50 protein-coding genes are annotated in these 23,953 nt (G+C 37.6%); 49 read left to right on the plus strand and 1 reads right to left on the minus strand.

Annotated features, from left to right (window positions below):
- Positions 1-14: 14 nt before the first annotated feature.
- From AZF04_RS21270 to AZF04_RS21280, 5 genes are all read left to right on the plus strand, one after another.
- The gene (locus AZF04_RS21270) at positions 15-170 is read left to right on the plus strand and encodes a hypothetical protein (RefSeq protein ID WP_156479524.1); all 156 of its coding nucleotides are present in this window, start codon (positions 15-17) and stop codon (positions 168-170) included.
- Between the two features lie 73 nt (positions 171-243).
- Positions 244-432, plus strand: a complete 189-nt coding sequence (locus tag AZF04_RS15815; protein ID WP_061949565.1) for a hypothetical protein — start codon at positions 244-246, stop codon at positions 430-432.
- Positions 432-605, plus strand: a complete 174-nt coding sequence (locus AZF04_RS21275) for a hypothetical protein (protein ID WP_156479525.1) — start codon at positions 432-434, stop codon at positions 603-605. Before AZF04_RS15815 ends, AZF04_RS21275 begins: the two co-directional genes overlap by 1 nt.
- Before the next feature lie 46 nt (positions 606-651).
- On the plus strand, positions 652-1,029 hold the full coding sequence (locus AZF04_RS15820) for a YopX family protein (RefSeq protein WP_061949566.1): 378 nt from the start codon (positions 652-654) through the stop codon (positions 1,027-1,029).
- Positions 1,026-1,202 (plus strand): hypothetical protein, encoded by a 177-nt coding sequence (locus AZF04_RS21280; protein WP_156479526.1) that lies wholly within the window; start codon positions 1,026-1,028, stop codon positions 1,200-1,202. Before AZF04_RS15820 ends, AZF04_RS21280 begins: the two co-directional genes overlap by 4 nt.
- A gap of 240 nt (positions 1,203-1,442) precedes the next feature.
- On the opposite strand, the gene AZF04_RS15825 is transcribed toward AZF04_RS21280, so the two are convergent.
- On the minus strand, positions 1,443-1,628 hold the full coding sequence (locus AZF04_RS15825; RefSeq protein WP_061949567.1) for a hypothetical protein: 186 nt from the start codon (positions 1,626-1,628) through the stop codon (positions 1,443-1,445).
- Positions 1,629-1,826: 198 nt separating this feature from the next.
- Between AZF04_RS15825 and AZF04_RS21285 the strand changes: the two genes are divergently transcribed.
- From AZF04_RS21285 to AZF04_RS22105, 44 genes are all read left to right on the plus strand, one after another.
- Complete coding sequence (locus AZF04_RS21285) at positions 1,827-1,985, plus strand: hypothetical protein (RefSeq protein WP_156479527.1); 159 nt, start codon at positions 1,827-1,829, stop codon at positions 1,983-1,985.
- A gap of 59 nt (positions 1,986-2,044) precedes the next feature.
- Complete coding sequence (locus AZF04_RS15830; protein WP_061949568.1) at positions 2,045-2,827, plus strand: ORF6N domain-containing protein; 783 nt, start codon at positions 2,045-2,047, stop codon at positions 2,825-2,827.
- A 10-nt stretch (positions 2,828-2,837) separates the two neighbouring features.
- Positions 2,838-3,041 (plus strand): hypothetical protein, encoded by a 204-nt coding sequence (locus AZF04_RS15835; protein WP_061949569.1) that lies wholly within the window; start codon positions 2,838-2,840, stop codon positions 3,039-3,041.
- 105 nt (positions 3,042-3,146) lie between these two features.
- A complete protein-coding gene (locus AZF04_RS15840) occupies positions 3,147-3,818 on the plus strand; it encodes a DnaD domain protein (protein ID WP_061949570.1) in 672 nt (223 codons plus the stop codon).
- Positions 3,818-4,093: a hypothetical protein gene (locus AZF04_RS15845; protein WP_061949571.1), complete on the plus strand. Its 276-nt coding sequence runs from the start codon at positions 3,818-3,820 to the stop codon at positions 4,091-4,093. Before AZF04_RS15840 ends, AZF04_RS15845 begins: the two co-directional genes overlap by 1 nt.
- A gap of 1 nt (position 4,094) precedes the next feature.
- Positions 4,095-5,369 carry a replicative DNA helicase gene (locus AZF04_RS15850; RefSeq protein WP_061949572.1) on the plus strand — a complete coding sequence of 425 codons (1,275 nt, stop codon included), beginning with the start codon at positions 4,095-4,097 and terminating at the stop codon, positions 5,367-5,369.
- Complete coding sequence (locus tag AZF04_RS15855) at positions 5,366-5,587, plus strand: hypothetical protein (RefSeq protein ID WP_061949573.1); 222 nt, start codon at positions 5,366-5,368, stop codon at positions 5,585-5,587. The genes AZF04_RS15850 and AZF04_RS15855 overlap by 4 nt, the downstream gene beginning before the upstream one ends.
- Positions 5,559-5,948 (plus strand): helix-turn-helix domain-containing protein, encoded by a 390-nt coding sequence (locus AZF04_RS15860; RefSeq protein ID WP_061949574.1) that lies wholly within the window; start codon positions 5,559-5,561, stop codon positions 5,946-5,948. The genes AZF04_RS15855 and AZF04_RS15860 overlap by 29 nt, the downstream gene beginning before the upstream one ends.
- 16 nt (positions 5,949-5,964) lie before the next feature.
- Positions 5,965-6,267: a hypothetical protein gene (locus AZF04_RS15865; protein WP_061949575.1), complete on the plus strand. Its 303-nt coding sequence runs from the start codon at positions 5,965-5,967 to the stop codon at positions 6,265-6,267.
- A gap of 10 nt (positions 6,268-6,277) precedes the next feature.
- On the plus strand, positions 6,278-6,664 hold the full coding sequence (locus AZF04_RS15870) for an HNH endonuclease (RefSeq protein WP_061949576.1): 387 nt from the start codon (positions 6,278-6,280) through the stop codon (positions 6,662-6,664).
- The gene (locus AZF04_RS21290) at positions 6,648-6,815 is read left to right on the plus strand and encodes a hypothetical protein (RefSeq protein WP_156479528.1); all 168 of its coding nucleotides are present in this window, start codon (positions 6,648-6,650) and stop codon (positions 6,813-6,815) included. The genes AZF04_RS15870 and AZF04_RS21290 overlap by 17 nt, the downstream gene beginning before the upstream one ends.
- Positions 6,816-6,858: 43 nt before the next feature.
- Entirely contained in the window at positions 6,859-6,984 is a 126-nt protein-coding gene (locus tag AZF04_RS21840) for a hypothetical protein (protein WP_268753430.1), read from the plus strand.
- Positions 6,985-7,001: 17 nt separating this feature from the next.
- Entirely contained in the window at positions 7,002-7,157 is a 156-nt protein-coding gene (locus AZF04_RS21295) for a hypothetical protein (protein WP_156479529.1), read from the plus strand.
- Positions 7,158-7,236: 79 nt separating this feature from the next.
- Complete coding sequence (locus tag AZF04_RS15875; RefSeq protein WP_061949577.1) at positions 7,237-7,830, plus strand: hypothetical protein; 594 nt, start codon at positions 7,237-7,239, stop codon at positions 7,828-7,830.
- Positions 7,827-8,273 (plus strand): hypothetical protein, encoded by a 447-nt coding sequence (locus AZF04_RS15880; RefSeq protein WP_061949578.1) that lies wholly within the window; start codon positions 7,827-7,829, stop codon positions 8,271-8,273. Before AZF04_RS15875 ends, AZF04_RS15880 begins: the two co-directional genes overlap by 4 nt.
- A gap of 118 nt (positions 8,274-8,391) precedes the next feature.
- Entirely contained in the window at positions 8,392-8,565 is a 174-nt protein-coding gene (locus AZF04_RS21300; protein WP_156479530.1) for a hypothetical protein, read from the plus strand.
- Positions 8,562-8,969, plus strand: a complete 408-nt coding sequence (locus tag AZF04_RS15890; RefSeq protein WP_061949580.1) for a single-stranded DNA-binding protein — start codon at positions 8,562-8,564, stop codon at positions 8,967-8,969. Before AZF04_RS21300 ends, AZF04_RS15890 begins: the two co-directional genes overlap by 4 nt.
- Before the next feature lie 10 nt (positions 8,970-8,979).
- Positions 8,980-9,165: a hypothetical protein gene (locus AZF04_RS15895; RefSeq protein WP_061949581.1), complete on the plus strand. Its 186-nt coding sequence runs from the start codon at positions 8,980-8,982 to the stop codon at positions 9,163-9,165.
- Between the two features lie 9 nt (positions 9,166-9,174).
- On the plus strand, positions 9,175-9,708 hold the full coding sequence (locus tag AZF04_RS15900) for a dUTP diphosphatase (RefSeq protein ID WP_061949582.1): 534 nt from the start codon (positions 9,175-9,177) through the stop codon (positions 9,706-9,708).
- Between the two features lies 1 nt (position 9,709).
- Complete coding sequence (locus AZF04_RS15905) at positions 9,710-10,054, plus strand: hypothetical protein (protein WP_061949583.1); 345 nt, start codon at positions 9,710-9,712, stop codon at positions 10,052-10,054.
- A gap of 260 nt (positions 10,055-10,314) precedes the next feature.
- Entirely contained in the window at positions 10,315-10,722 is a 408-nt protein-coding gene (locus tag AZF04_RS15915; RefSeq protein WP_061949585.1) for a RusA family crossover junction endodeoxyribonuclease, read from the plus strand.
- A 4-nt stretch (positions 10,723-10,726) separates the two neighbouring features.
- Positions 10,727-11,017, plus strand: coding sequence for a hypothetical protein (locus tag AZF04_RS15920; RefSeq protein WP_061949706.1), 291 nt, complete (start codon positions 10,727-10,729; stop codon positions 11,015-11,017).
- Positions 10,998-11,339, plus strand: a complete 342-nt coding sequence (locus tag AZF04_RS15925) for a hypothetical protein (RefSeq protein WP_061949586.1) — start codon at positions 10,998-11,000, stop codon at positions 11,337-11,339. The genes AZF04_RS15920 and AZF04_RS15925 overlap by 20 nt, the downstream gene beginning before the upstream one ends.
- Positions 11,340-11,349: 10 nt before the next feature.
- Positions 11,350-11,781: a DUF722 domain-containing protein gene (locus AZF04_RS15930; protein WP_061949587.1), complete on the plus strand. Its 432-nt coding sequence runs from the start codon at positions 11,350-11,352 to the stop codon at positions 11,779-11,781.
- 36 nt (positions 11,782-11,817) lie between these two features.
- The gene (locus AZF04_RS15935; protein ID WP_061949588.1) at positions 11,818-12,162 is read left to right on the plus strand and encodes a hypothetical protein; all 345 of its coding nucleotides are present in this window, start codon (positions 11,818-11,820) and stop codon (positions 12,160-12,162) included.
- A gap of 339 nt (positions 12,163-12,501) precedes the next feature.
- Entirely contained in the window at positions 12,502-12,882 is a 381-nt protein-coding gene (locus AZF04_RS15940) for a hypothetical protein (protein ID WP_153017279.1), read from the plus strand.
- A gap of 106 nt (positions 12,883-12,988) precedes the next feature.
- Positions 12,989-13,459 carry a DUF5662 family protein gene (locus AZF04_RS15945; protein ID WP_061949590.1) on the plus strand — a complete coding sequence of 157 codons (471 nt, stop codon included), beginning with the start codon at positions 12,989-12,991 and terminating at the stop codon, positions 13,457-13,459.
- Between the two features lie 112 nt (positions 13,460-13,571).
- Positions 13,572-13,775 (plus strand): hypothetical protein, encoded by a 204-nt coding sequence (locus tag AZF04_RS15950; RefSeq protein ID WP_061949591.1) that lies wholly within the window; start codon positions 13,572-13,574, stop codon positions 13,773-13,775.
- 54 nt (positions 13,776-13,829) lie between these two features.
- Positions 13,830-14,174, plus strand: coding sequence for a hypothetical protein (locus AZF04_RS15955; protein WP_061949592.1), 345 nt, complete (start codon positions 13,830-13,832; stop codon positions 14,172-14,174).
- Positions 14,175-14,244: 70 nt separating this feature from the next.
- Positions 14,245-14,733 (plus strand): helix-turn-helix domain-containing protein, encoded by a 489-nt coding sequence (locus tag AZF04_RS15960; RefSeq protein WP_061949593.1) that lies wholly within the window; start codon positions 14,245-14,247, stop codon positions 14,731-14,733.
- The gene (locus tag AZF04_RS15965; RefSeq protein ID WP_061949594.1) at positions 14,726-15,994 is read left to right on the plus strand and encodes a PBSX family phage terminase large subunit; all 1,269 of its coding nucleotides are present in this window, start codon (positions 14,726-14,728) and stop codon (positions 15,992-15,994) included. The genes AZF04_RS15960 and AZF04_RS15965 overlap by 8 nt, the downstream gene beginning before the upstream one ends.
- 57 nt (positions 15,995-16,051) lie before the next feature.
- Positions 16,052-17,485: a phage portal protein gene (locus AZF04_RS15970; RefSeq protein ID WP_235600009.1), complete on the plus strand. Its 1,434-nt coding sequence runs from the start codon at positions 16,052-16,054 to the stop codon at positions 17,483-17,485.
- Complete coding sequence (locus tag AZF04_RS15975; protein WP_061949596.1) at positions 17,485-18,600, plus strand: phage minor capsid protein; 1,116 nt, start codon at positions 17,485-17,487, stop codon at positions 18,598-18,600. The genes AZF04_RS15970 and AZF04_RS15975 overlap by 1 nt, the downstream gene beginning before the upstream one ends.
- Positions 18,601-18,695: 95 nt before the next feature.
- Positions 18,696-19,292 (plus strand): phage scaffolding protein, encoded by a 597-nt coding sequence (locus tag AZF04_RS15980; RefSeq protein WP_061949597.1) that lies wholly within the window; start codon positions 18,696-18,698, stop codon positions 19,290-19,292.
- Between the two features lie 12 nt (positions 19,293-19,304).
- Positions 19,305-20,165, plus strand: coding sequence for a N4-gp56 family major capsid protein (locus AZF04_RS15985; protein WP_235600010.1), 861 nt, complete (start codon positions 19,305-19,307; stop codon positions 20,163-20,165).
- 101 nt (positions 20,166-20,266) lie between these two features.
- Positions 20,267-20,653 carry a head-tail connector protein gene (locus AZF04_RS15990; protein WP_061949598.1) on the plus strand — a complete coding sequence of 129 codons (387 nt, stop codon included), beginning with the start codon at positions 20,267-20,269 and terminating at the stop codon, positions 20,651-20,653.
- Positions 20,650-20,991, plus strand: coding sequence for a putative minor capsid protein (locus AZF04_RS15995; RefSeq protein WP_061949599.1), 342 nt, complete (start codon positions 20,650-20,652; stop codon positions 20,989-20,991). The genes AZF04_RS15990 and AZF04_RS15995 overlap by 4 nt, the downstream gene beginning before the upstream one ends.
- Positions 20,991-21,314, plus strand: a complete 324-nt coding sequence (locus AZF04_RS16000) for a minor capsid protein (RefSeq protein WP_061949600.1) — start codon at positions 20,991-20,993, stop codon at positions 21,312-21,314. Before AZF04_RS15995 ends, AZF04_RS16000 begins: the two co-directional genes overlap by 1 nt.
- Positions 21,311-21,703 (plus strand): phage tail terminator protein, encoded by a 393-nt coding sequence (locus AZF04_RS16005; protein WP_061949601.1) that lies wholly within the window; start codon positions 21,311-21,313, stop codon positions 21,701-21,703. The genes AZF04_RS16000 and AZF04_RS16005 overlap by 4 nt, the downstream gene beginning before the upstream one ends.
- Positions 21,704-21,708: 5 nt before the next feature.
- Complete coding sequence (locus tag AZF04_RS16010; RefSeq protein WP_061949602.1) at positions 21,709-22,152, plus strand: phage tail tube protein; 444 nt, start codon at positions 21,709-21,711, stop codon at positions 22,150-22,152.
- Positions 22,153-22,228: 76 nt separating this feature from the next.
- Positions 22,229-22,612, plus strand: coding sequence for a DUF6673 family protein (locus tag AZF04_RS16015; protein ID WP_061949603.1), 384 nt, complete (start codon positions 22,229-22,231; stop codon positions 22,610-22,612).
- On the plus strand, positions 22,613-23,182 hold the full coding sequence (locus AZF04_RS16020) for a Gp15 family bacteriophage protein (RefSeq protein ID WP_235600011.1): 570 nt from the start codon (positions 22,613-22,615) through the stop codon (positions 23,180-23,182).
- Positions 23,183-23,243: 61 nt separating this feature from the next.
- On the plus strand, positions 23,244-23,777 hold the full coding sequence (locus tag AZF04_RS21665) for an SHOCT domain-containing protein (RefSeq protein WP_061949605.1): 534 nt from the start codon (positions 23,244-23,246) through the stop codon (positions 23,775-23,777).
- 74 nt (positions 23,778-23,851) lie between these two features.
- A complete protein-coding gene (locus AZF04_RS22105; protein ID WP_369691770.1) occupies positions 23,852-23,953 on the plus strand; it encodes a zinc finger domain-containing protein in 102 nt (33 codons plus the stop codon).

The raw sequence follows: 23,953 nt of genomic DNA on the forward strand, positions 1-23,953 counted from the left end.
AGGGAGTGAGATATTTGAAAGTTTGGATTACTTATTTTGTAGATAGTTATAGTGGAGAAACATTTATTGATAAGGTGTTCAATGATGAAGAAAAAGCAAAGAGACACATTGAATTTAAAGATGAGATGACAGGCCATATGTGGAGTTATTTTGATAAAGATGTTGAATAGTCTGACCAAATAATGTACTCGAAATGAATCATAGGCAATAAGCGCAAAATTGCGCTCATTAAGGAGGGGTTACATGGAGGTATATGTCGTATTATACGAACACTATTTACAAGACCATAGGATTGATGTTGTGGGTGTATTTGAAAATATATCAGATGCTGAGGAAGCTTGGAAAAAAGCAAGAGAAGATATGGATTTTCGTGATGAATGTTGGACAGTCACTAAAGATTTAAATCGAGATTACGGAAAGGAGCGATACTAATGAAAAGTGGATGGATTATTAATTTTAAAGACGGAGGACAACTGTTTTATTCGGAAGAAGGGTACCAAGATCACGTTAAAACTAGAAATGTAAACGACATAAAATCAGAAGAATATTGGTTTGATATAAATGATTTAATCAAAAAGCATCCTTGGGTAAGGAAAACACCATAAAACTATTAGAGGGGAGCCATCCCCTTTTTACATTAGGAGGTAAACAATGAGAGAGATTAAGTTCCGAGTGTATTCAAAATTAAAAAAACGTATGTTTCAGTGGGAAGAGATTCCGTCATTTGTAGGATTAAATGCTCTATCAGATAACGTTGAAAATGAAAAGTATAGTAGTTGGATGCAATATACAGGACTTAAAGATGATGTAAATGCGACAGAGATATTTGAAAGAGATATCGTAAATAGGCAGGTTTTTGATTATGGAGAAAAAAGAATCTTTGTAGGTGAAGTGAAAATGTTTGAGGGCGCTTGGTGGATAGATAATGGAAAAGCTGCCGTTCCGTTATGGAATGAAAATCATCTATTTGAAGTTATTGGTAACATATACGAGAACCCAGAACTACTTGAACAGGAGGTAAAGGGATGAGCGAAGACAATCAAAAATGGGGCGTATGCTATGAAACTGATGAGGGATGGAAGATTCAAGGTAATCGAGTTTATTCAGACCATGATTTCGCCTTACAAGAAGCTATGATGTGGACTTTTGAAACAGGTATGCAGCATGTAGTTAAGCCAGTGCACAAAAAGAATAATACTTAACCACAGGGGCGCTTGCCCCTTTCCATTACTCAAAAATAGATCTAATTTTCAGACAACTACACCCTAAAAAAGAACTGGTGTTCCTGTTTTTACCAAAATAAAAAGGAGTCGTTTTCTATGAAAAACCGATCCCCTCCCCCTTATTCATTTGTATGTATTATGTAAAAGCTTATTTATGAGTGAGCGAAGAACTAAAGGTTTTGATCTATCTGTTTGATCAAAAAATAAGCCTGGTAAGCATTATTCCCCTTTAGACTCTTCCTCTTTATCTGTATTCATTGCTTTTTTAAGAAGTTCTTGGATTGCTTGTGATCTGTTTTTGATACGGTTATCAAATTGATAATCTTCAACTAGTTTTAGTAATTCTTCATCAATAGTGATATTAATAATTGGTTTTGCGTTAGGTGATTTTTTGTGACCTGACATAATATGTTTCCCTCCATATTTTTATTACTACTAATTAATTGACAGTATAACATAATGTTGGTCTAGTAAACCACTAGTTTGTATAAAAATAAGTCTTTATACCTATATTATTTACCACTAAACCACTAGACCAACAAAGAAGGCTATGTTAAAATTACTTTATAGCCACTAGACCACTAGCGTTTGGAGGTGCAGAATATGGCTAAGAAATCAATAAATGTAACTATCGACAAGGATTTGCTTGAATTAATCGATGGCGATAGAAGAAAGAAATCAGTTGAAGACAACACTGACATTTCTCGCTCTTCTTACATTTCATCTTTATTAGTCAAAGGGATTAAAACAGCAAATTCCTAGTTCAAAAACCGCCTGCTCTAGGGTGGGCGGTCATTACAAAAAAAGAGAGGGTGAAACGAATGAATCAACTAGCAGTAATTGAAAGGGAAGGTCAAAGAGTATTAACTACGAGTCAGTTATCGGAATCATTTGGAGCAGATAGCAAATTGATTAACAGGAACTTTCAAAGGAACTCAAAACGATTTAAAGAGGGTAAGCACTTCTTTTCGCTAACAGGTTCCGAGTTAAGAGAATTTAAAGGGTCACGTCAAAATGACGACAGCCTAAAATTCACATCAGTTTTATATCTATGGACTGAAAAAGGCGCTTGGTTACATGCTAAGTCATTAAATACTGACGAAGCTTGGGATGCTTACGAAATGTTGGTTGATGATTATTACAATGTTAAGCAGACAGAACTTAATACTTCGGTATTATCACCAGAGCTTCAAATGTTTAAACACTTATTCGATACAGTCGCTCAAAAACAAATTGAGGATGCTGAAAGAGATAAGAAACTAAATAGACTTGAAACTCACGTAACAACGATTAAAGAGACATTCACTGAACATAAAGACGAAGATTGGCGTAAATCAATCAATAAAATGCTTCGAGAAGCTGCTAGACGAACAGACGGCGACCATCAAGGTGTTAGACGTATGAGTTATTTAAAGCTTGAAGAAAGAGCGAGATGCAATCTAGCAATTAGACTCACAAACTTAAAAGACAGATTAGAAGAGGCAGGAGCAACTAAGACGAGAGTTAAAGATGCAAACAAGCTTGATGTTATCGAATCTGATACACGATTAAAAGAAATCTACACAACGATTGTCAAAGAGTTAGCAATCGGAAGTCTAGTCTAAGGAGGTTCTTATGGTAACGAAATCGACAATTCTACATTTCGATGGTAGCCGCTCGACTTTTGAAATTTCTAATTTTAGCGGAGGGATTGATTTAAAAGTTGTTCAGCTTGATTCAGTTGAAAAGCCAGTAAGTGAAGTTGAATTCATGTTAGAGGACGAAGAAGCGGAAGAGTTAATCAAAGTTTTACAAAGCTTCCTAGAAAATGAAAAATAGCCACTGCTCGCAACAGTGACTTCATAACCGCTCTCTAATAAAATTGTTAAGTTAATTATACCAATAGAGAGCGGAAATATCAAGTATTTTCGTGAGGTGTAAAGGATGAATCGAGATTTTAAGGGGATTTGGATCCCAAGAGATATTTGGTTATCGAATGACCTAAGTACACAAGAAAAAGTCTTTATGGCTGAGATAGATAGTTTGGATAATGGACCTGGTTGCTTCGCTTCAAATAAACACTTTTCAGAGTTCTTTAATCTTTCAAAAGGAAGATGCTCACAAATCATAGCAACTTTAGAAGAAAAGGGTTTTATAAAAGTGAAAATGCAATATAGTTCAGATGGAAAAACAGTTGAAAAAAGATTCATTAAGGTAGTTAGTAAATTAACCACCCCTAGTAAGTATTCTAAAGGGGGGTATTTAGAAAATGATGAGGATAGAAATACATTATTAGATCTTAAAGAAAAAGAAGAAGAAACAGTTAACCCTTTTACTTTCTACCAACAAAACATAGGGATGCTATCACCTTATGAAACACAAACACTTACTAACTACTTAGATGTTGATGGAGTAAAAGAAGAAGTCTTAATACTAGCCATTCAACAAGCAGTCTTAAATGGGAAGAAAAACATGAGATATATAGCAGCTATCCTTAATGACTGGATAAAGAGCAACGTCACAACCGTTGAACAAGCACAAGCTAAGATAAATGAGTTTAGTAATAAGAGGAAGGCTCCTGCTAAACCTAAACAACGAAAGGTGGCTGACTTTTAATGCTAACTAAAAGTACCTTTCAAGATGGGATGAACAAACTATTAATCTTTTATCCTCACTGGAACATCAATTTAGAAGAGTCGGAAATCGCAATAGCTTGGTATCAGAAGTTTTTGAGATTTGATGATAGTTCTTTCCAGACAATGGTTGATAAATACATCGAATCAGAAACCTATGTACCAACTGTAGCAGGATTAAATAAATATAAACCTAATCCTCGTTTTGAAAAGAACGCTTCTTACTTGGATAAGGTAGTGGAAATGAGAGGTTTCTAATATGCAAGAAGGAGTGCTACTGGGTTGCATCTTACAAGATAATACAATCATCAAAGAAGTGACCTTAACAGTGGATCACTTCAACGATGTAAGAAACAAGCAAATCTATAAGGTCATGCTAGACCTTGAAAGAGAAGGAGTAGAGATTGATCCTATCACCATTATGGATAAGGTAGGTGTCACCTCTTACAACCAACTAGGGGGAGGGCATTATATACAGCAATTAATGAATAGCGTGCCTTCCTCCCACGCTTTCAAGACTTATGAAAATCTCATTATCAGAGACTGGAAAGAAAGAGAATCCAAGCGATTACTCCATCAATACAGCAATCAAGATTTAAAAGAGGGCGAAATACAAAAGTTGATTGCCGAATTGAACATCTTAGATGAATCCAATCATAACCACAGCTTCAATAAAAAATCCTTGTTGCTAGATATGTATGAGGAAGTGGACACCGAAACCCCGAAAGGAATGAGCGGTATTCCCACAGGGTTAACGGATTTAGATAAGTTCTTAGATGGCTTCCAAGAAGAAGAATCTATCATTATCGGAGCTAGGCCATCGATGGGTAAGACAGCGACTATCCTAAACATGGCGCTTGCAGCAGGTAAAAGCGGAGCAATACCTGTTATCTTTTCCCTTGAAATGAGCGAGAAACTATTATTAAAACGATTGATTTCTAGTATTGCTAATATAGATGGATTCAAGACAAAGAACCCTTTCCACTACATGAACGACAAGGAAAAAGAACGTTGGAAGGATGCAATAACCGTCCTTGAAAAGATAGAGTTCTACATCTACGACAAGAGCGGAATGAAAATAAACGAAATGAGAGCCAAGATAAGGCGAATACAGCGAGATAACCCAAATCAGAAGGTTATAGCATTCATTGATTATTTAACGCTTATACAGCCAAGAGAGAAGTATAACGGTAATTCTCACCAACAAATCACAGAGATAAGCGCAGACCTTAAGGCGATGGCAAAAGATTTTAAAATACCAGTTGTCACACTTGCTCAATTAAGTAGAGGGGTTGAACAACGTCAAGATAAGCGACCGATGATGTCAGACCTCAGAGAAAGCGGAAGTATCGAGCAGGATGCCGATGTGATTATGTTTTTATACCGTGATGATTACTACAACAAAGAGTCAGAGAATGCCAATATCCTAGAAATTATCATTGCTAAACAAAGAAATGGAGCGCTAGGAACAGTAGAAGCAGCTTACATCAAAGAGTTTAGTAAAGTGGTGAATTTAGATAGGAGGATGTCATGACCGTTCGTGAAGTCTATGTAGAAGCGATAAAAGAAGGTTTCAAAGAGCTTCAAAATGTCATATTGGTTTGTATTCATAAGCAAGTAGTCAACTGGACGGATCCTTGCGAAAACTTAAACAAATTCTTTGATACGAGATATACAAAGCGATTTTTAGAAGTCATGAAGGAAATCGGCATAGGAGGTAACAATGAGCAAACTATTGGAAGTCACAAATAAGATTGAAAGCATACTCGTTAAACATTGTAGAGAATGCAAGCTTGTACCAGTCGAACAGAAAGATAATAATTCAATCAAGTTTTGTAAACCTTGCCCTCATGCTCAAGCGTTGGAACGATGCGGAAAAGAGATGACCGCTATAACAAAGAGTAAAAAGAAAGTAGCGAAATCAGTAGCTAAGAAGGTAGTCGTACCCAAGGAGAAAAGAGGTCCATTGGATATAGACGAGGTAAGGGAAATCAAAAGGTATTTACAAACTAAAGAATTAAGCCAAAAGGAATTAGCTGTGAAATACAACGTATCAATATCGCTTATTTCTAAAATCAATAAAGGTAAAAGACATTCAGAAGTAACGATATAACAAGGAGGGTTTATTGATGACGGAGAAAGAAATCGAAATGTTAAAAGCAGATTTAAAAGCTGAAATCATCAAAGATCTAACAGGAAAAGACTTGCGAGTAGCACAAGATAAATCAAAGCCTTTAGCAGAAGTTTATAACAAATATAAGGATGAACTTCATAAGAAATACGGAAATGTCACATGGGGTAACGTTTGGGAATGTGTTAGAAAACTAGCGGTATATAGAGCGGGACATAGATATGTACGTGATTTATTGCCAAGTGAGGAAGTAGAAGCGGCTAAGTTTGCAGAACAAATTCTTGAAGAAATGCTCAATTAGGAGGTTGCCCATGAGACTTGACCTTGAACCGGTACGAAGTGTAGCCAAGCCTAATCATAAACGACAATCTAAACTGAGAGCACAAAGAGGGAAGTTTCCTAATGCAGTACGAGCGGAAATTAAGAAACACTTTCAAGATACCTGCCAAGAGTGCGGAGGTAAAGGAATTCATATACATCATGTGCAACCCAAGGGCAGCGGAGTAGGAAGAGGAGTATTCACGAACGGACTACTACTGTGTAACAAGTGTCATCGATGGATACACGATGAACCTAGCCAGAAAAGGTTGAAGTATTGGCAGGAGGTTTTCAGAAAGAAGCATGGACCTAATTATTACAAGGATTACGAAGATTTAAAGCGTGAAGCTTGGGAGAAATCCAATGCGTTGGGTAACTAGACACGATTCCATAGGTGCTGACAAAGAAGAATTAATGACAATCGTTGTGTATGAAGATGGAATGACCGAAAAAGAGGTAGTCGCAGAAAATAAGGGTCAACTTTATACACGTTACTGGATAGAAGGCAATAAGAATCCAAATATAGCATAGTTTAAAAATTTCAATCAATCAAGAGAGAAGGAGTGTTCGGCATATGAAGATGTTTTTATTTGAGGACTTAGATGAGGTATCACCAAACTATCATTGTAACGGTGGATTAGTCGTAGTTGCTAGGGATAAGGACCATGTAAAGGAACTAATCGCAGAGGAACGAGTTTAAATAGGGAGGGGAATCAAATGGCAACTTATAAACAAATAAACTATATAAAAACTATGGCAAGTGGAGCATCAAGAAGAACAAAAGAAGAATTAGAAGAAGTACTTTTGAACAAAGAGACACCAAAAGAAATAATTGAATATTGGATAAAAAGGCTTGAGAGAGAAGGTAATTAACTTCAAATGACTCATGTAGAAATATTGAAGATTGATGTTTCGGTGAGAGGTATGAGTTTAGGTAGAGGGAAGTGAGATTATGAAAGTTTTAGTAGCTTGTGAGTATAGTGGAACTGTGCGAGATGCTTTTATTGCAAGAGGTCATGATGCGATGAGTTGCGATTTACTAGATTCCGATTCATCAGGTCCTCACTATAAAGGTGACGTATTCGATATCATCAATGACGGTTGGGATTTAATGATTGCTCATCCACCTTGTACTTACCTTTCAAACAGTGGTGTTACCTGGTTATATAAACAAAAAGAGCGATGGAAGAAGATGATTGAAGGCGCTGTGTTTTTTAGAAAGCTGCGCGAATCAAACATATCTAAGATAGCGGTAGAAAATCCAATTATGCACAAGTACGCCAAACAGATTATAGGAGCGGAACAAACACAAGTTATTCAACCTTGGATGTTTGGCCATATGGAGCAAAAAGCAACGTGCTTATGGTTAAAAGGATTACCACCTTTGATACCTACAAATGACGTTAAAGAAGAAATGATGAAGCTACCTAAGGTTAAAAGAGAGCGAATTCATTACTTACCGCCTTCAAAGGATAGAGGGAAAATCAGGAGTAAAACTTATGAAGGTATAGCTCAGGCGATGGCAAGTCAATGGGGAACAAAATGAGTGAGTTAGAGTTTAATGAACAACGCATAGTGTTTCAAGCGGAGCTAAGTAAAGTTTTTGATTACGTTGATATGGTAGAGATTTACGAGGCTCGCTCTAGGGAAAGCCATGCAGGCTATATTATTGATGAAGATATGTGGATATTCATGAATTTCGCTTCTTACGCAGGGAGTTTAATGAGAATCTCTTATTACAAATACGTATATAAAAAGGGATTCGATGTTAGAGCTTTAGCTGACGCAAGCGTAATAGTCTATATGTTTCAAGGTGTTTATAAGTTTAATTTAGAGCCTTATATCAATAAAAAAGAAGTAAAGGCAGCCTTGAATAAAACAAGGTACCCTAAGTGGACGAGACTAGGTTTAATCGGTGGTAGCACAAAAGAATTAATTGATTTAGGGAAAGAATTTGGAGTATATATGGATGGTTTTCTCAACGGGTAGTTGAAACAATTAGAGACTTTAAGTGTGGCGGCTTAAAGTCTCACCTGAAAAAGTCAATAACACTCTAAATATACAGTATTCTAAAATTTTTAATCAATCAAGAGAGAAGGTGCGTTCGGTGTTACGAATAGACAACGGAAAAATCATGAAGAACGACATAGAGATAGTAGCCAACATGTACCCACATTTTAGCGGAGAAGGGTTTTACGTAAAGATGCTGAGTCACGGTAAGGATTTTACGGTAGCGAATAGAGAAGAAGCTCTATCGAGAGTAGAAGAGGTGTTGAAGTGAATACAGTAAATTTAATTGGTCGCTTAGGGAAAGATGCTGAACTTAGGTATTCGCCACAAGGTACGGCAATAGCTAACTTTTCATTAGCAGTAACGAGACAATACAACAGGGATGAAACGGACTGGATTAACGTTGTTTGCTTCAAAAAGACAGCGGAAAATACAGCGCAGTATACAAAGAAAGGCTCGCAAGTCGGTATTGTAGGTAGAATTCAAACGCGGAACTATGAAAATAACGAAGGTAAGAGAATTTACGTCACAGAGGTTGTAGCAGATAATATTCAGTTTTTAGATAATAAGAGCCAAGGTGACTCACAAAATACGAATACAAGTCAATCTCAGCAGAATGATGACCCATTCGGCGGTAGACCTGTTGACATTTCGGATTCTGATTTGCCGTTTTGAGGAGATAACTATGGACAAAATAAAATCAGCATACATTGTGTGTAGAGAAAACTATAAAACAAATTGCCATAACTGCCCTGTGCGTCCTGAATGTGTTGTAGAGATAGGAGCAGGGCAAGAAGCACATGAGAAGTGGGTAGCATCGGTTAACGGAGCGGCTGAACGTTATTTGAGTGAAAGAGAAAATATATCTTAGGAGGGCACTATGCTATCAAACCTATTCGACTTACAACGTAAATTAGATCAAAGAATCATAGATGATAAAAAGTTACATGACGAGGACTTACTACCAAAGAAAATCCTAGCTCTACAAGTGGAGTTAGGGGAGCTTGCGAATGAATGGAGAGGGTTTAAATTTTGGAGTGAGAATCAAGAGCCAAATACAAACGCATTGAGTATAGCAGGGAATAAAGCAAAAAAATACAATCCACTCTTAGAGGAATATGTCGACTGCTTACACTTCATTTTGAGCATTGGATTAGAACTTAGGCTAACTCAGTTTGAATATCTATCGCCAGAAGGTCTTGATATTACTGAATGTTTTATTGAATTAATGAGCGATGCTTGGGAAATTCAAAATGATTGGAAAAATAATAGAGTTGACGAAGAGGTATATTCGAGAATCGTTATCCAATTCTTGTATCTGGGTAAAAAGCTAGGTTTTACAGAGGAGCACGTAGAACAAGCATACATCGAAAAGAACAAAGAGAATCACAACCGCCAAGACAGGGGGTATTGAGATGAAGTATGAAACCATAGCAAAAAAAATCGGTCAACTGGTAGATAAGAAGAATGAGCAATATGGAGATGCGTTTTTAAAGGTAGGGGAATTCTTGAAAATACTCTATCCCAACGGAGTGCAACCTCACCAATATCAAGACATGCTAGTCATGGCAAGAATCTTTGATAAGCAAATGAGAGTAGCAAACGGAAATCAAGGAGACGAGAACGCCTTTACTGATATAGCAGGTTACGGAATTTTAATGAGTGGTAGAAAAGGTGTAGATAACACAAAAGAGTTAATGGAAAAAGCGATTAAAGCGTATAGGGAGAAAAGCGAAATTGCAACTATGAACTATGAGTGAATCCATATTCGAGCAAATCAAACGGATGAAAGCAAAGGACAATAAGCAGGAACAGCGGGCGCAAGAAACAAAGGTCGGTCGCTGTGGGTGTGGGTGTGGGAGATTTAAACATCAAATGAGAGACAGAAGCCTTATGAGGATATGCAAAGATTGTAATTCTGAAAGGGTGTTCTAATGATAATTACACTAGCAATAGTAGGATGGCTAATGTCGGTATGGTTCATAATTCGTTTTTTCCAAGTGACGACGAGAGGTGAACAATGACAACGATAGGATTTGTAATAGATGGAGAAGCGGTCGCACAAGGTAGACCGAGGTTTGGGAAGGGTAGAGCTTATGACCCTACTAAATCGAGAGACTATAAACAGTATGTGAGATTAGTAGCGAGTCAGCATAAGCCTGCAAAGCCTTTTGAGGGGCAAATAGCACTTAAGGTAAGGGTTTATAAGCCAATCCCTAAAAGTATGTCTAAGAAGCTAAGAGAAGAAGCAATAAAGGGAACGATACAGCCTGTTACTAGACCTGACGTTGATAATTACGTTAAAGGTATAAAGGACGGAATGAACAGCGTGATATGGAATGATGATAGCCAAGTAGTAGAGCTTACAGTGAGTAAGTGGTATAGCGAGAATCCTAGAGTTGAGGTAGAGGTAACGGAGAAAGGGTGATTTGATGAAATATCGTAAAAAGCCAGTAGAGGTAGAAGCGTTTCAATGGACAGGTGACATGTATCAAAAAGAAGATCCAGTGTGGATAGTTGAAGCTATTAAAAAGGGTGAAGTTAGATTTATAAACGAAGGAACAGAAGATGTAGCAATGTTTATCGATACTCTAGAAGGAACTATGTTAGCTGATAGAGGTGACTACATCATAAAAGGGATTAAAGGAGAATTATATCCTTGTAAACCAGATGTATTCGCAGCTACTTATGAGGTGGTGGAGGATGAATCGCCAATACGTTGAGTTAACTCAAATAACAAAAGAAATGTATGACATTACTAAGCGGATGGAGAAAGCAAGTAAAGAAATATTCCGTTTAGCTGAGAATAAAGCCAATACTGAATTAGAATACCGCAGGGAGCTAGGGAAGAGCATTGTCAGATTAAGGAGTGAGGGAGTGCAAGCAACCCTCATTCCGGATATGGCAAGAGCAGAAGTGGCGAATTTAAAACATGCTAGAGATATGGCGCTGGAGCTTCATAGGAGTGGATTAGCTTCACTAGATGTAATTCAGTCGCAAGGGAACATATTGCAAAGTATCAGTAAGTATCAGAGTGAAGTATAGGGGGAGTTACATGGCGATTAAAACAAGAAAACCGACATTTAAGCATATAGAAGCCGAATGGAGCAATTACCATGAGACGCTTAAAGAAATCGCTAATTTAAGACAAGAGATTATCAATCCTTTTGACGAGGAAATCAACGACCCTACGGTTATAGCAGGAACGAATAGTGTTAGATGTGTAGGTCATCCTACTGAACAAATAGCGGTGAGGTTATCAGCAAATAAACGATTAGACTACCTGGAGAGCATGGCGACAACGATAGAACAGGTCTATAATGCTCTACCAGATAATTATAAGGAGCTTATAAGGTTAAGGTACTGGAGAAAAGAAAAGTTGAAATGGGATGGAGTAGCGATGAAGCTATATATCAGCGAAAGACAAGCGAGAAGATGGAGAAATGACATTATGCAAGCTACTGCTGAACAACTAGGATGGAGATAAATATAGTATAATTAAATAAAAAAGAGAGGTGATGGAATGTATACGGATGAAAGGGAATTTTGGGAAAAGATTAAGAGAATTGCTGAATCATTAGATTACATTACAACTTTCAAAGGAAATGCAGAAGCTGAAATTGTAGAAGTGAATAATAACTCAATTGATATTAGGCTAAAGAAAGATAATAACCTCTTAGAAATCAATCGTAATGTATTTTTAAAGGCTTTAAGTATAGTCAATGAAAAAGGGAGAGTAAGGCAAGCTGATATAAAAGAACCTACTGTCGAGAGGTATGTATTAGGATTTATGTTGCTGCTTCCTAAGTTTGATAAATTAAAGGAAATACAAGGTTCAGACACTATAAGTTATTTAATTTATAAGTAAAGATGTCCGTTTTTGCACTTAATATGGTGTTATTATGATAGTATCAGCGAATTACCATAAAAGTCACCTACCTACAGGGTGTAAGTTGTAGGATATTGTTTCTATCTCCTATCGGTGAGTATGTGCGACTTACCGATTCGCACAGGGAGAAAATAGTCCACCTATAGAGTTAACTCTTTAAACGGGCATCGGGTTGAGCGTACGCCAACGATTCAGCGAAATGTAGCTGTCTTAGCCTGGTAGGTGGATTTAATTAAATAGCTAGTGATACGTAGACTAGTCTATATCGAGAAAGAGTCATTCCTAATGGGGTGGCTCTTTTATTATGGGGTGAAACAGATGGAAGATATAAAAGAGGTAATTCTGAACGATGAACAATTACAAGAGAAACTTACTTTCTGGCAGAAGAAACTTAGATTGCAAGATTGGATTATAGAAGTAAGGGTAGCAAGAGCATCTGAAATAGAGCGAAACAGAGCAGCGGAAGTGAGTTGGGTACTGCCTAAAAAGATGGCATCTATCTGTATATTAGACCAAGAAGATTACCCAAGAGGTCTTATGGGTGAAAGAGATATGGAAAATGACCTTGTTCATGAACTGTTGCATCTTCATTTTGCGCCAATACATGATTTTAATTCAGATAATGAGCATTATGAAATATACGAGGAACAAGCGATCGAGAGTATCACTTATGGGTTAATCGCATTAGAGAGAACATGAACAAGGAGAAGCAATTTCATAAATGTAAATCGTGTATTTGGGCAACTTGGGTGCATGATAAGAAAGTTATGTGTGGTTACGGTAGATGCGTGAAGGAGGTAAGGAAATGACTTACAAAAAAGAAGATTGTATAAAAGATACCAAGGAGCACATAGGGCAAGTGAGAGGATTTATGCTTATGTTCGCCCAAGAACTTATACAAAGAGCAATTGTGCACGACCAATCGAAGTTAGAAAGTCCAGAACTAGAGATATTCACTGAGTATACACCAAAACTAAAACACAGCACCTATGGTTCAGAAGAATACAAAAAGTTTTTAAATGAAATGCAGGTGGCTCTCAAACATCACTATGCCAATAACAGCCACCACCCAGAACATTATGAGAATGGAATTAAAGGGATGGATTTAGTAGATATCGTTGAAATGATATGTGATTGGAAAGCAGCGACTATGCGTCATGATGATGGTGATATTAAAAAAAGTATTAAGATAAACAAAGATAGATTTAATTATTCTAATGACTTGGCACATATTTTTAATAATACTGTTAAATTATTCGAGGGAAGTTTCCAATGAAATACATCCTACTATCTCTTATATTCTACTGTGGCTGTCTCATCACAGATGGGATAACGGAACCACCTGTGAGGTTGAGGGATTATACGTATATCGGATAGGAGGTCATCCTATGGAGTTCAACAAAGAAAGATTTAATTATATCAATGACAGAGTGAACGGTGTAGGTAAGCTCATGTTAGAAGAGATGAACATGCTTAAAGATATAGGAATTGACTTAACTCATTATGGTATATCGAGAGAAGATGTATCTTGCGGATTGATAGATAGTGAAAAGTATTTAGGGAAACTTGAATATATGCTTTATTTTGGATAAAAAGCAGGTAATTAGTCACCCTTTGCCGAAATGTAGGTGAAAGGAGATGATTTTATGATAAAGAATAAGTTATTTACAAAAGATGATGTATTAGATTTGTTAATGAAAGCAGATAATACAGTTTACAATGCATTGGCGGTTGATAAAGAAGGAAATTTGAAATTAATCTCTTTGGATGAGATGCAAAGTAATGAATACGGAGAAAGAATAGAGGGATTCGCCCCTCATAATAATTATGTGGGCAAAGATATGAATAGTAACCATGTGACGAATACATATAAAATGTTACTAGAATCGTGGTTAGATTATTTAAAGACTGGTCAAGAAGGTTATGAGGATATACACACATCTAGAAGTGAAGAAGAAATTTTAAATGACTTGAAACAGTATTACAAATAATAGTAGTCACTCTAATAGGGTGGCTTTTTTTATGTTCTGAATAGCAAGGAGTTGAGGGAAGTGAAATAACATGGCTAAAGGTAAATATCATGATTGGCTAACCGAAGAAGGATTGATAAAGATAGAGGGATGGGCGAGAGACGGACTAACGGATGAACAAATCGCTCATAACATAGGGATTACTAAGAGTACATTGTATGAATGGAAGAATAAATACGCGGAGTTTTCGGACGCCTTAAAAAATGGTAAAGAGGTAGTGGATAGGCAAGTAGAGAATGCTTTGCTTAAGAGAGCGTTAGGGTTTCACTATCAAGAAGAGGTTGCCTTGCCGTCCGGTGTGGAGAAAGTCACAAGGTATGAAAAGCCAGACGTAACAGCCGCTATCTTTTGGCTTAAGAATAGAAAGCCTGAGACTTGGCGAAATAAAGAGAATGTGGATATTGAGAAGATTAAGGCTGAGACTACTCTAACTAAAGCTAGAACTGAATTGATTAAAGGCGCTAAGAATGATACTAGCTTGATGGAAGCCCTTATTGATGTGGTGAAGAAAGATGATTAAGTTTTCACCTAAGCAACAGCAAATCATACAGGCTCCGTTTGATGTGACATTGGAAGTCAACGAGGGTACACCGAGAAGCTCAAAGACAACAGCGGGAGTATTTAGATACGCTCGTTATTTAATCATGTCTAAGGACGAGAATCACCTAATAGTCGCTTATAACCAAGAGCAAGCCTATCGTCTGTTCATGGAATGTGACGGCTTCGGACTCATTCATATATTCGGAAACAACGCTAAGATTAAGCATGATGAAAAAGGCGACCACTTGGAAGTACACACTCCTAACGGAGTCAAACGAGTGTACTATAAAGGTGGCGGTAAGTCAGATAGTGTAAAAGCTATTACTGGTATGTCATTGGGTTCTGTGGCATTTTGTGAGATTAACCTCTTGCATATGGATATGATACAAGAGTGCTTCCGTCGAACGTTTGCAGCTAAAGACAGGTATCACTTAGCGGACCTCAACCCACCTGCTCCTAATCATCCTGTAATTAAAGAAGTATTCGAGGTACAAAAGACTCGTTGGGTACACTGGACGATTGACGATAACCCAATAATCACAGAAGAGAGAAAACAGGAGATATATGAAACGCTCAAAAAGAATCCGTATCTATTACAGCGAGATTGGTTCGGTAAGAGAGTTATCCCTAGTGGTGTCATATACAGCATGTTTGATATGGATAAGAACATCATTCCTAAGCTCGAAGGAAAGAAGATGGAGTTATACTTTTCTGCTGATGGTGGTCAATCGGATGCGACGAGTTGTAGTTGTAACATTGTCACAAGGTACGGAGGGCGAAACTTTAAACTTAATCGTGTGGCTCATTACTATCACAGTGGCGCCGATACAGGGCAAGTGAAAGCTATGAGTATATATGCAAGAGAACTTAAGCGGTTTATAGAGTGGTGTGAGAAGCGCTTCGACATGAGACGGTCGGAGTTTTTTGTCGATCCTGCTTGTAAATCATTACGAGAAGAATTGCACCTATTAGGAATAAGTACAAGTCCAGCTAACAATAACAGCAAAGATATCAAGGGTTCATCAAAAGGAATCGAAGTAGGAATTGAGCGTAAACAAAACCTACTAACAAATGAACAATTTGTATTGGTTGAAACATCCGAATACGACCATTACCACTTTTTAAAAGAGATTGGTATGTATGCGCGAGATGACAAAGGAAAGCCGATAGACGCAAACAACCACAGCTTAGATGAATCCAGATACGCAACAAACTATTTTTACAGAAGGTATATCAAGTAAGGCGGTGAGGATATGTTTAAACGTCTCATAAACGCATTGAAAGGAGGTTTGATTCGATTGGGGTTAATAAAGGCGCTTGGTGATGTGACCGAACACAAGGATATAGAAGTCAACAAAGAGATGTTCGAAAAAATTGAGCTATGGAAAAACTTGTACAAGGGTTATCACAAACCGTGGCACAATATTGAGTACAACACGATTAAAGGTCCAGGCACAAGAGATATGGAAACTCTCAATGTGGCAAAAGTAGCAGCTGCTGAAATGGCTAGCTTAGTGTTCAACGAAAAATGCAGTATCAGCATAGGTGATACAGGAACAGAAGATTTTATAGTTGAGCAATTCAACCATAACAAATTCAATAAACGTTTCCAAGATTACTTAGAGTATTCCTTCGCTCATGGCGGTATGGCGATAAAGCCGTATATTGAGGATGGTCAGATAAAACTAACATTCGTCACTGCTGATTGTTGTATTCCTATATCGTGGAGTAATGACACCATCACAGAAATGGTATTCCCCAACACATTCACGAAAAAAGGGAAGAGTTACACTCATTTAGAGTGGCATTTACGTGAAAATGGTTCGAACATCATCCGTAATGAGGTATACGAGTCTACGAATGGTGATGATTTAGGCTATAAAGTCAGTTTAAGCGACCATTTCCCAGACTTAGAGGAAGAAGTAGTTATCCCTATCAAACGTACTCTCTTCACCTATTTCAAGCCGAATACAGCGAATAACATCGACACTCGTTCTCCATTGGGAATATCGCTGTTCGCTAATGCGCTCGATACAATGAAAGCTATCCATACAGCCTTTGACTCATTTCATCGTGAGTTTAGGCTAGGGAAAAAGCGTATTTATGTGCCTGCTCATATGGTTAAGACTGTTATCGATGAACAAGGTGTTCCTGTAAGGTACTTTGATGCTACAGATGAAGCTTATGAAGCATTTGGAGGTACCGAAGAGGGAGATAAGATACAAGAAAGTATCATCGAGCTAAGAGTAGAGGAACACATATCAGGTATTAACGCACTGTTGAACCTCTACGCTATGCAGACAGGCTTTTCTGGGGGAGCCTTTACATTTGATGGCAATAGCATGAAAACAGCTACTGAGGTCGTTTCTGAGCAATCTAAGACATTCAAGAGTAAGCAGTCACATGAAACTATCATCGAGTCGGGATTACAAGACCTCATATATACCATATTAGAGCTTGCTAATTGGGGCAGCATTTATAAAAACAGTGGCAATTTTGATATAACGGTAGGTTTTGATGATTCGATTGCAGAGGATAAAGGTTCTGAGATAAAACAACAGATTCAACTAGTGACTAGTAACCTGCAATCTAAAAAGAGAGCGATTATGAGAATACATGATGTCACAGAAAAAGAAGCTCTTGAAATATTAACCGAGATAAACGAAGAGAACAAGGTGAACTTACTTCCTCAAACCAATGAGGAATCTCTCTTATATGGAGCTATTGAGTAATGGCTAGTCCTAAGATTACACCTAATGAGATATTTAAGAGGTCGCAGAGTGTAAAACATATATATGCTTCTTTAGAGGATGAAATCTTTCAGCTTATAGCTAGGACTTTACGAACACCTCAGAATTATGATGATGTACTTCAATGGCAAGTAGAGAAGATGAATGATTTACACATGATTAATAGGCGTACGGTCACTGAACTATCGAAGGCGACAGGATTAGCAGAAAAGGAAATAGAAAAGGCGATACGAGATGTGGCTTACGGCTCTATAGAGGATATAGACAATCAACTAAAGTCGCACTATCAAACGTTACCGGTTCCTAGTCACGTTGACCAGATTATTGATACATTTGCAAACAGAGCTATGAGAGACTACCAAAACTTTGTTAATCAATCACTCATTACAACCTCATATGGAGTGGGAACAGCTACACAAACCTATCAAAGAATTATCGAGCAATCCACAGCTAAGGTATTAGGTGGAACGATGACCATTAACAAGGCAGTCACTCAAACTGTTATTGAGTGGGGAGAGAAAGGTCTTGATAGTGGGTTTAAAGATAAAGGTGGGCGTATATGGAATGTTCAAACATATGCAGAATCAGTTATAAGAACATCTGTAAACAACACCTATAACGACTTAAGAACATCACGAATGAGAGATTACGACATCGATTTAGTGTTAGTAAACAGCTATCCAGATGCAAGGGAAGCTTGTTCGCAAATACAAGGTAATGTCTGTTCTATGAGTAACCCTTCTAGTAACCCTAATTATCCAAGTATCTATGAGTTTGGCTATGGCACTCCTGGAGGAATAAGGGGTGTTAATTGTCGTCACATCCTCTACCCATTCATAGAAGGTGTGAATATTAACAATCAACCGCAATATAACGAACACCAAGCGCAAGAAAAAGCCGAGATTGTCAAAAAACAACGCTATTACGAACGTGAGATACGTAAGAATAAGCGTTCTTTGTCGTTGGCTGAGACAATGGGCGATGAAGATGAAATCTTAAAGTACAAGCATCGAGTGAGAACAAGACAGGCGCAGATAAGAGAGTTTATCAGCGAAAACAACTTACCTCGAAGATACGACAGAGAAAGAGCTTCGTAATATCTCGTCTTTTTACCATTTGCAGACGTTAAAGAATCAAAGGGGTGTCGTGGTCGTTACCACGTAAAAAAACGTAACCAATGGAGGGAATATAGATGAAACGAGAATTTTTAAAAGGTTTAGGGTTGGAAGATGAAGTAATTGACAAGGTAATGGCTGAACATGGCAGTACCGTTAACAAAACGAAAGATGATTTACAATCGGTGACGACTGAACGAGATAATCTTAAGGGGCAATTAACGGACCGTGACAAACAACTAGAAACCTTGAAATCAAAAGCAACAGGAAATGAAGAATTACTTCAACAAATTGACCAACTCAAACAGGACAACAAGGAAGCGGCTGATGATTGGAAAGCTCAATTAGATAAGCAATCCTTTGATTTTGCTCTTGATAAAGCTCTAACTAGCGCAAAGGTTCGCAATTCTAAGGCGGCTAAGGCTTTACTTGATGTAGAAAATATCAAACTTGATGGCGATAAGCTAACAGGATTAGATGACCAATTAACCGCACTGAAAGAGAGTGACGGTTATTTATTTGCAGAGGAAGGTGCGCCGGGTAAGTGGACAAACGGAAAGCATCATAGTGGTGGAGGAATAACAGTAGATGATTTTAAAAAGCTTAGTTATGCCGGCCGCATCAAATTAAAAAAGGATAACCCTACTAAGTACAATGAATTAGCAGGGAAATAGGAGGAAATACAAATGAAAAAGAAAAACTTTTTACCAATGAATTTGCAGCATTTTGCACAAACACGTTTAGAAAATATGGTAGACCCAGAAGTAATGGCAGATATGATTTCCGCAGAATTAGAGGATGCAATTCGTTTCGCTCCATTAGCGAATGTAGACCGCACTTTAGTGGGGCGTCCAGGTAGTACAGTTACTGTACCTCGTTTTCATTATATCGGTGATGCTGAAGATGTAGCAGAAGGCGCAGCAATTGATTTAGCGTTGCTTGAAACTTCTACAGAGGACTTTACTATTAAGAAAGCGGGTAAAGGGGTAGAACTTACAGATGAAGCTGTATTAAGCGGTTATGGCGACCCAATGGGAGAAGCGGCTCGTCAATTACGTATGGCCATTGCGAATAAAGTAGATAACGATGTATTAGAAGCTCTTGATACAACGACATTAATTTATAACTCAGCAGATGGGATTTCATTTGATGCTGTAGATGCAGCGCAAGGTATTTTTAATGATGAGGACCAATCAGCGATGGTATTACTAGTAAATCCTGCTGATGCAGCAGCTTTACGTAAATCAGCAGGCGATAACTGGACTCGTGCTTCTGACTTAGGGGATAGAGTGTTAGTATCTGGTGTGTTTGGAGAGGTATTAGGTGCTCAAATTATCCGTTCTCGTAAAGTAACGCAAGGTGAAGCTTACCTTGTTAAAGCGGGTGCATTGGCTATCTACTTAAAACGAGATATCGATGTAGAAGCAGACCGAGATATCGTTCATAAATCGACAGTTATGACAGCTGACCAACATTATGGAGCTCACCTCTATGACGAATCGAAAGCAGTTAAAATTACCACTACAAGCGGAGGGGGCGAGGGGTAATGATTCTCTCTCGTTACAAGCTTAAGCAGAACAAGAAAAAAGAGGTAGTTGCTAAACCGAAGCCTAAGCGGAAGAAGAAAAAGAAAAAAGAAGGTGAGTAAATGGCTTACCTAACCTATGAACAATATAAGGAAATGGGGTTTGTTGAATTAGAGCAAGATGAATTTAACTCTTTATTGCCGAGGGCGAGTGACGAGATAGATAATGTCACTCGTCTTTTTTATCATTATCATGACATCGAATCAGACCATCCCATTCGTAGAAATATGTTCCGAAAAGCGATAGGCGCTCAGATTGATTATTTTCACGAATTAGGCTCGACAACAACAGAGGGTATCAATACACCCGTTTCCGTTACAATCGGTCGTACAAGTCAATCTGAAGGCGCATATGCGACGAATAAGAGTAAGAACATCGTTTCTAGTGATGCATTGAGGTATTTATACAATGTCGGATTAGTTAACCGAGTGATTGGAGTGAGGGGATGAGAGTAAAACCTTTGCCTAAATCATGGTTAATACACTCTATGACGTATGAAGAATATGTAAAGCGTGATGACTGGGGGAATGAAGGTTATGGACCTCTAGTTATCATTAATCACGTTCGTTTCGATAACAAGACCGTATTCAGTCGTGATAATACTCAAAATAGGATTGTAGCCGAAGGAGTCATCTATGTGGATGCTCGTCACAGTACACCTCTACAAGAGTTTAAAGAGCGTTCAAGGATAAATGTCAACGGTAAGAGGTATGTGCTTCAAAAGGTCATTCCTTGCTACCATCCAGAAAAGAATGAGATACGTCACTATGAATTGGAAGTGATTTAATGTCTATTAGAATCAGAAAAGACATAAAACAAATCAAACCACGATTAGATGGAATGATTTCAAAAGGGCAATTCGCTCTTACGAATCAAGCTCATGCCGATATGAACCTGTATGTACCTATGAGAAGTAGCGATTTGCGTAATCAATCCTCTATCTCTCCCGATGGGAAGTCAGTCACATGGAACGCACCTTATTCCAAGAAGCAATATTATAATGTTGGTGCGAATTATACGACTCCTGGTACTGGTCCGAGATGGGATTTAAAAGCAACAGGTATTCATAGTAGGCAATGGCAAGAAGTATCAAAGAGGGCGATGAGATGAGTTTAGATTTCTTAGACATATTAAACAATAAGATTAATGAATTAAACCTCTATGCAAGGTCAACGATTGGTTTATTAGGCGAAGAGGATAGCATATCTATAATGGCTATGCCTGGTGGAGCTGAGGTTGTTTATTATAGCGGCGTAAGAGATAAAGACTATCAAATTCAAGTGAATGCGAAAAGTCAAAATCAATTAAACTGTTTCAACGCCCTGACCACTATCTATCAAACATTAGAGAGATTGAATGAATTACCGAGTTCAAACGGTAGTTATTCTTTTGATTCGATTAATATTACGTCTTTGCCGTCATTGGTTAATCAAAACGAGCAGGGGTATTACGAATTTGCGCTATCTATTAGTGCGAAAATTACAATTTACAAGGAGTGATTAGTTTGGATAGAGTAAAAAATGCGTTAACAAGTTATTTTGTGGCTCCTTTGCCGACATCTCCAGGAACTGAACCGGAGTATCTAGAGTTAGGGAATTGGATTACTAGTGTGACGGACGATACGGACGAAACATCAGAAGCTATTGGTTATTACAGTGGTGACGGTAATCCAGAAACGGATGTAACGTCTCGTTTAGAACAATATTCGTTTGAAGGTACATTCGATAAGAATGACCCTGCTATGGCTTTTGTAGACAGCCGAAAAAGAGAAATAGGTCAAGGGCGAAAAATAATGTTCAAGATTGTTGAGGATGATGGAACGGAAATTGAAGGTCCAGCAACATTGACTGTGCCAATTACAACTGGTGGAGAAGCAACGGAATTCAAAGCATTTAGCTGTACAATCGGTTTTAACCGTACACCTACCGTAACTGAGCCTACGCCCTAATGTACCCCCTGTAGATGGGGGAGACGAAGAAAATTAAGGAGGGTTCGCCCTCCTACTATTTTAAGGAGTGATGATATTGGCTATTAAAATTAATACACAGAAAACGGAAATTCCTGTGCAGTTAGGAGAATTAACATTTACGATTGATGCATCTGACGAGTCTATGAATAAATTAAACAAAACATATAAACAATTTAAAGAAGAAGCTCAATCTATGCAATCGAAAGAAAATTATGAGGAAGATTTAGAACAATCTAGAAAAATGCTTAAAGGTGCGTATGATGCATTATTAGGAAAAGGGTCATTCGAAGAAGTATATAATCAAACACCTTCTCTTTTACTATTAGCTGATTATTTTGTGCAAATATGTGAGAGTTTAGATGAAGAGTTTAAAAAGATGGGAATTAAAAAATCCCAAGCCGATAAAGCGAAGAAATATCTTAAAAACAACAAAAAGTAGGTGAGGTCTTTGCTTAACCTTGCTTACGAGTTAGAAAATACCATTGAGATAGATGGAGAATATTACGATATAGATATGAGCTACGACAATGTATTAAGGCTCTATGACCTTTTTAATGAAACAGATATAGATGATGCTGCACAAATAGAAATAGCCTTTCAAATGCTATTGAATGTTGAAATAGATATAAGCATTGAAGTTAAATCAGATATCGTGACGAAAATATTCGAAAACCTCATATCAGACAAAAAGAGTGCTGACAATGTTGATATAAAAGGGAATCCGATGCCGGAAAGCGCAAGCTCCAATGATAAGGTGATGTCCTTTAAACAAGATGCAGACTATATCTATGCTTCCTTTATGCAGGATTACAACATAGATTTATTTGAGCAACAAGGTAAATTAGATTGGCGTAAATTCTTAGCTTTATTAGATGGCCTTAAGAAAGACACAAGATTAAAAGAAGTTATTGAAATACGTACTATGGAGATGCCAACAGGTAAAGGATCTTCTAAACAAAGGGATAAAATCAAAAAAGCTAAAGATGCATACAAATTATATGAAGAATAATCTTCCAATAGAGTGAAACTTTCACTATACTAGGACGTATAGACTATTGGAGGTGGTTTGTATGGGAATTATGAAATGGTTTCAACCTAGAGGTATTGTTGTTACGGTAGTTAAGGGTAAAATAGGTCCTAAAAAAGACAGTTCATACTTATTAATGTTCACAGATGACAAAGGAATTGTAAAAGTAAATAAGAGAATGTATTACTTTTTAGGCGTGTCTGAGCAATCTATGTCAGAAATGAGTACAGCTAAAACTTTATCGGGCGCTGCTATAGGAACAATTTTTGCTCCTGGATTAGGAACTTTAATCGGTGGCGCAATCGGAGCGAAGAAGAAAAAGAAAACAAACTATACATTTGCTTTTATGGATGTAGAAACAAGTGAAAAATTCATGATTGAAGCTAATCTTTTTGCTACTAACCCGAAAGAATTAGAAAGGTTAGAAGCGCATCCGATTGCCAATGAACAGACTTTAAGTGGTGAAAAAGCTCAATCATCAACTGCTGATGAAATTAGAGAGTTCAAAAAGCTACTCGATGAAGGCGTCATATCTGAGGAAGAATTTAACGAGAAGAAAAAACAGTTATTATCTTAACTTTATAAATACATTAGTCACTCTTGTGAGTGGCTATTTTTTATGCCTATTAAGGCGGTGGAAGAATGAAAGAAATGAGATGCAAGAAATGTAATAAGTTATTAGCAAAGCTTAAGGGCAAGGCTGAGATTAAATGCCCTAAATGTGCAACGGTGAATACTGTAGATAACCGTTAG

This window comes from Alkalihalobacillus trypoxylicola (genome assembly GCF_001590785.1).
Lineage (GTDB): Bacteria > Bacillota > Bacilli > Bacillales > Bacillaceae_D > Alkalihalobacillus > Alkalihalobacillus trypoxylicola.

Excerpts from the sequence above, each read along its gene's own strand:
- AZF04_RS15815 (WP_061949565.1), top strand. The coding sequence starts at position 244 with ATGGAGGTATATGTCGTATTATACGAACACTATTTACAAGACCATAGG.
- AZF04_RS21275 (WP_156479525.1), top strand. The coding sequence starts at position 432 with ATGAAAAGTGGATGGATTATTAATTTTAAAGACGGAGGACAACTGTTT.
- AZF04_RS15820 (WP_061949566.1), top strand. The coding sequence starts at position 652 with ATGAGAGAGATTAAGTTCCGAGTGTATTCAAAATTAAAAAAACGTATG.
- AZF04_RS21280 (WP_156479526.1), top strand. The coding sequence starts at position 1,026 with ATGAGCGAAGACAATCAAAAATGGGGCGTATGCTATGAAACTGATGAG.
- AZF04_RS15825 (WP_061949567.1), bottom strand. The coding sequence starts at position 1,628 with ATGTCAGGTCACAAAAAATCACCTAACGCAAAACCAATTATTAATATC.
- AZF04_RS21285 (WP_156479527.1), top strand. The coding sequence starts at position 1,827 with ATGGCTAAGAAATCAATAAATGTAACTATCGACAAGGATTTGCTTGAA.
- AZF04_RS15830 (WP_061949568.1), top strand. The coding sequence starts at position 2,045 with ATGAATCAACTAGCAGTAATTGAAAGGGAAGGTCAAAGAGTATTAACT.
- AZF04_RS15835 (WP_061949569.1), top strand. The coding sequence starts at position 2,838 with ATGGTAACGAAATCGACAATTCTACATTTCGATGGTAGCCGCTCGACT.
- AZF04_RS15840 (WP_061949570.1), top strand. The coding sequence starts at position 3,147 with ATGAATCGAGATTTTAAGGGGATTTGGATCCCAAGAGATATTTGGTTA.
- AZF04_RS15845 (WP_061949571.1), top strand. The coding sequence starts at position 3,818 with ATGCTAACTAAAAGTACCTTTCAAGATGGGATGAACAAACTATTAATC.
- AZF04_RS15850 (WP_061949572.1), top strand. The coding sequence starts at position 4,095 with ATGCAAGAAGGAGTGCTACTGGGTTGCATCTTACAAGATAATACAATC.
- AZF04_RS15855 (WP_061949573.1), top strand. The coding sequence starts at position 5,366 with ATGACCGTTCGTGAAGTCTATGTAGAAGCGATAAAAGAAGGTTTCAAA.
- AZF04_RS15860 (WP_061949574.1), top strand. The coding sequence starts at position 5,559 with ATGAGCAAACTATTGGAAGTCACAAATAAGATTGAAAGCATACTCGTT.
- AZF04_RS15865 (WP_061949575.1), top strand. The coding sequence starts at position 5,965 with ATGACGGAGAAAGAAATCGAAATGTTAAAAGCAGATTTAAAAGCTGAA.
- AZF04_RS15870 (WP_061949576.1), top strand. The coding sequence starts at position 6,278 with ATGAGACTTGACCTTGAACCGGTACGAAGTGTAGCCAAGCCTAATCAT.
- AZF04_RS21290 (WP_156479528.1), top strand. The coding sequence starts at position 6,648 with ATGCGTTGGGTAACTAGACACGATTCCATAGGTGCTGACAAAGAAGAA.
- AZF04_RS21840 (WP_268753430.1), top strand. The coding sequence starts at position 6,859 with ATGAAGATGTTTTTATTTGAGGACTTAGATGAGGTATCACCAAACTAT.
- AZF04_RS21295 (WP_156479529.1), top strand. The coding sequence starts at position 7,002 with ATGGCAACTTATAAACAAATAAACTATATAAAAACTATGGCAAGTGGA.
- AZF04_RS15875 (WP_061949577.1), top strand. The coding sequence starts at position 7,237 with ATGAAAGTTTTAGTAGCTTGTGAGTATAGTGGAACTGTGCGAGATGCT.
- AZF04_RS15880 (WP_061949578.1), top strand. The coding sequence starts at position 7,827 with ATGAGTGAGTTAGAGTTTAATGAACAACGCATAGTGTTTCAAGCGGAG.
- AZF04_RS15895 (WP_061949581.1), top strand. The coding sequence starts at position 8,980 with ATGGACAAAATAAAATCAGCATACATTGTGTGTAGAGAAAACTATAAA.
- AZF04_RS15900 (WP_061949582.1), top strand. The coding sequence starts at position 9,175 with ATGCTATCAAACCTATTCGACTTACAACGTAAATTAGATCAAAGAATC.
- AZF04_RS15905 (WP_061949583.1), top strand. The coding sequence starts at position 9,710 with ATGAAGTATGAAACCATAGCAAAAAAAATCGGTCAACTGGTAGATAAG.
- AZF04_RS15915 (WP_061949585.1), top strand. The coding sequence starts at position 10,315 with ATGACAACGATAGGATTTGTAATAGATGGAGAAGCGGTCGCACAAGGT.
- AZF04_RS15920 (WP_061949706.1), top strand. The coding sequence starts at position 10,727 with ATGAAATATCGTAAAAAGCCAGTAGAGGTAGAAGCGTTTCAATGGACA.
- AZF04_RS15925 (WP_061949586.1), top strand. The coding sequence starts at position 10,998 with ATGAATCGCCAATACGTTGAGTTAACTCAAATAACAAAAGAAATGTAT.
- AZF04_RS15930 (WP_061949587.1), top strand. The coding sequence starts at position 11,350 with ATGGCGATTAAAACAAGAAAACCGACATTTAAGCATATAGAAGCCGAA.
- AZF04_RS15935 (WP_061949588.1), top strand. The coding sequence starts at position 11,818 with ATGTATACGGATGAAAGGGAATTTTGGGAAAAGATTAAGAGAATTGCT.
- AZF04_RS15940 (WP_153017279.1), top strand. The coding sequence starts at position 12,502 with ATGGAAGATATAAAAGAGGTAATTCTGAACGATGAACAATTACAAGAG.
- AZF04_RS15945 (WP_061949590.1), top strand. The coding sequence starts at position 12,989 with ATGACTTACAAAAAAGAAGATTGTATAAAAGATACCAAGGAGCACATA.
- AZF04_RS15950 (WP_061949591.1), top strand. The coding sequence starts at position 13,572 with ATGGAGTTCAACAAAGAAAGATTTAATTATATCAATGACAGAGTGAAC.
- AZF04_RS15955 (WP_061949592.1), top strand. The coding sequence starts at position 13,830 with ATGATAAAGAATAAGTTATTTACAAAAGATGATGTATTAGATTTGTTA.
- AZF04_RS15960 (WP_061949593.1), top strand. The coding sequence starts at position 14,245 with ATGGCTAAAGGTAAATATCATGATTGGCTAACCGAAGAAGGATTGATA.
- AZF04_RS15965 (WP_061949594.1), top strand. The coding sequence starts at position 14,726 with ATGATTAAGTTTTCACCTAAGCAACAGCAAATCATACAGGCTCCGTTT.
- AZF04_RS15975 (WP_061949596.1), top strand. The coding sequence starts at position 17,485 with ATGGCTAGTCCTAAGATTACACCTAATGAGATATTTAAGAGGTCGCAG.
- AZF04_RS15980 (WP_061949597.1), top strand. The coding sequence starts at position 18,696 with ATGAAACGAGAATTTTTAAAAGGTTTAGGGTTGGAAGATGAAGTAATT.
- AZF04_RS15985 (WP_235600010.1), top strand. The coding sequence starts at position 19,305 with ATGAAAAAGAAAAACTTTTTACCAATGAATTTGCAGCATTTTGCACAA.
- AZF04_RS15990 (WP_061949598.1), top strand. The coding sequence starts at position 20,267 with ATGGCTTACCTAACCTATGAACAATATAAGGAAATGGGGTTTGTTGAA.
- AZF04_RS15995 (WP_061949599.1), top strand. The coding sequence starts at position 20,650 with ATGAGAGTAAAACCTTTGCCTAAATCATGGTTAATACACTCTATGACG.
- AZF04_RS16000 (WP_061949600.1), top strand. The coding sequence starts at position 20,991 with ATGTCTATTAGAATCAGAAAAGACATAAAACAAATCAAACCACGATTA.
- AZF04_RS16005 (WP_061949601.1), top strand. The coding sequence starts at position 21,311 with ATGAGTTTAGATTTCTTAGACATATTAAACAATAAGATTAATGAATTA.
- AZF04_RS21665 (WP_061949605.1), top strand. The coding sequence starts at position 23,244 with ATGGGAATTATGAAATGGTTTCAACCTAGAGGTATTGTTGTTACGGTA.
- AZF04_RS22105 (WP_369691770.1), top strand. The coding sequence starts at position 23,852 with ATGAGATGCAAGAAATGTAATAAGTTATTAGCAAAGCTTAAGGGCAAG.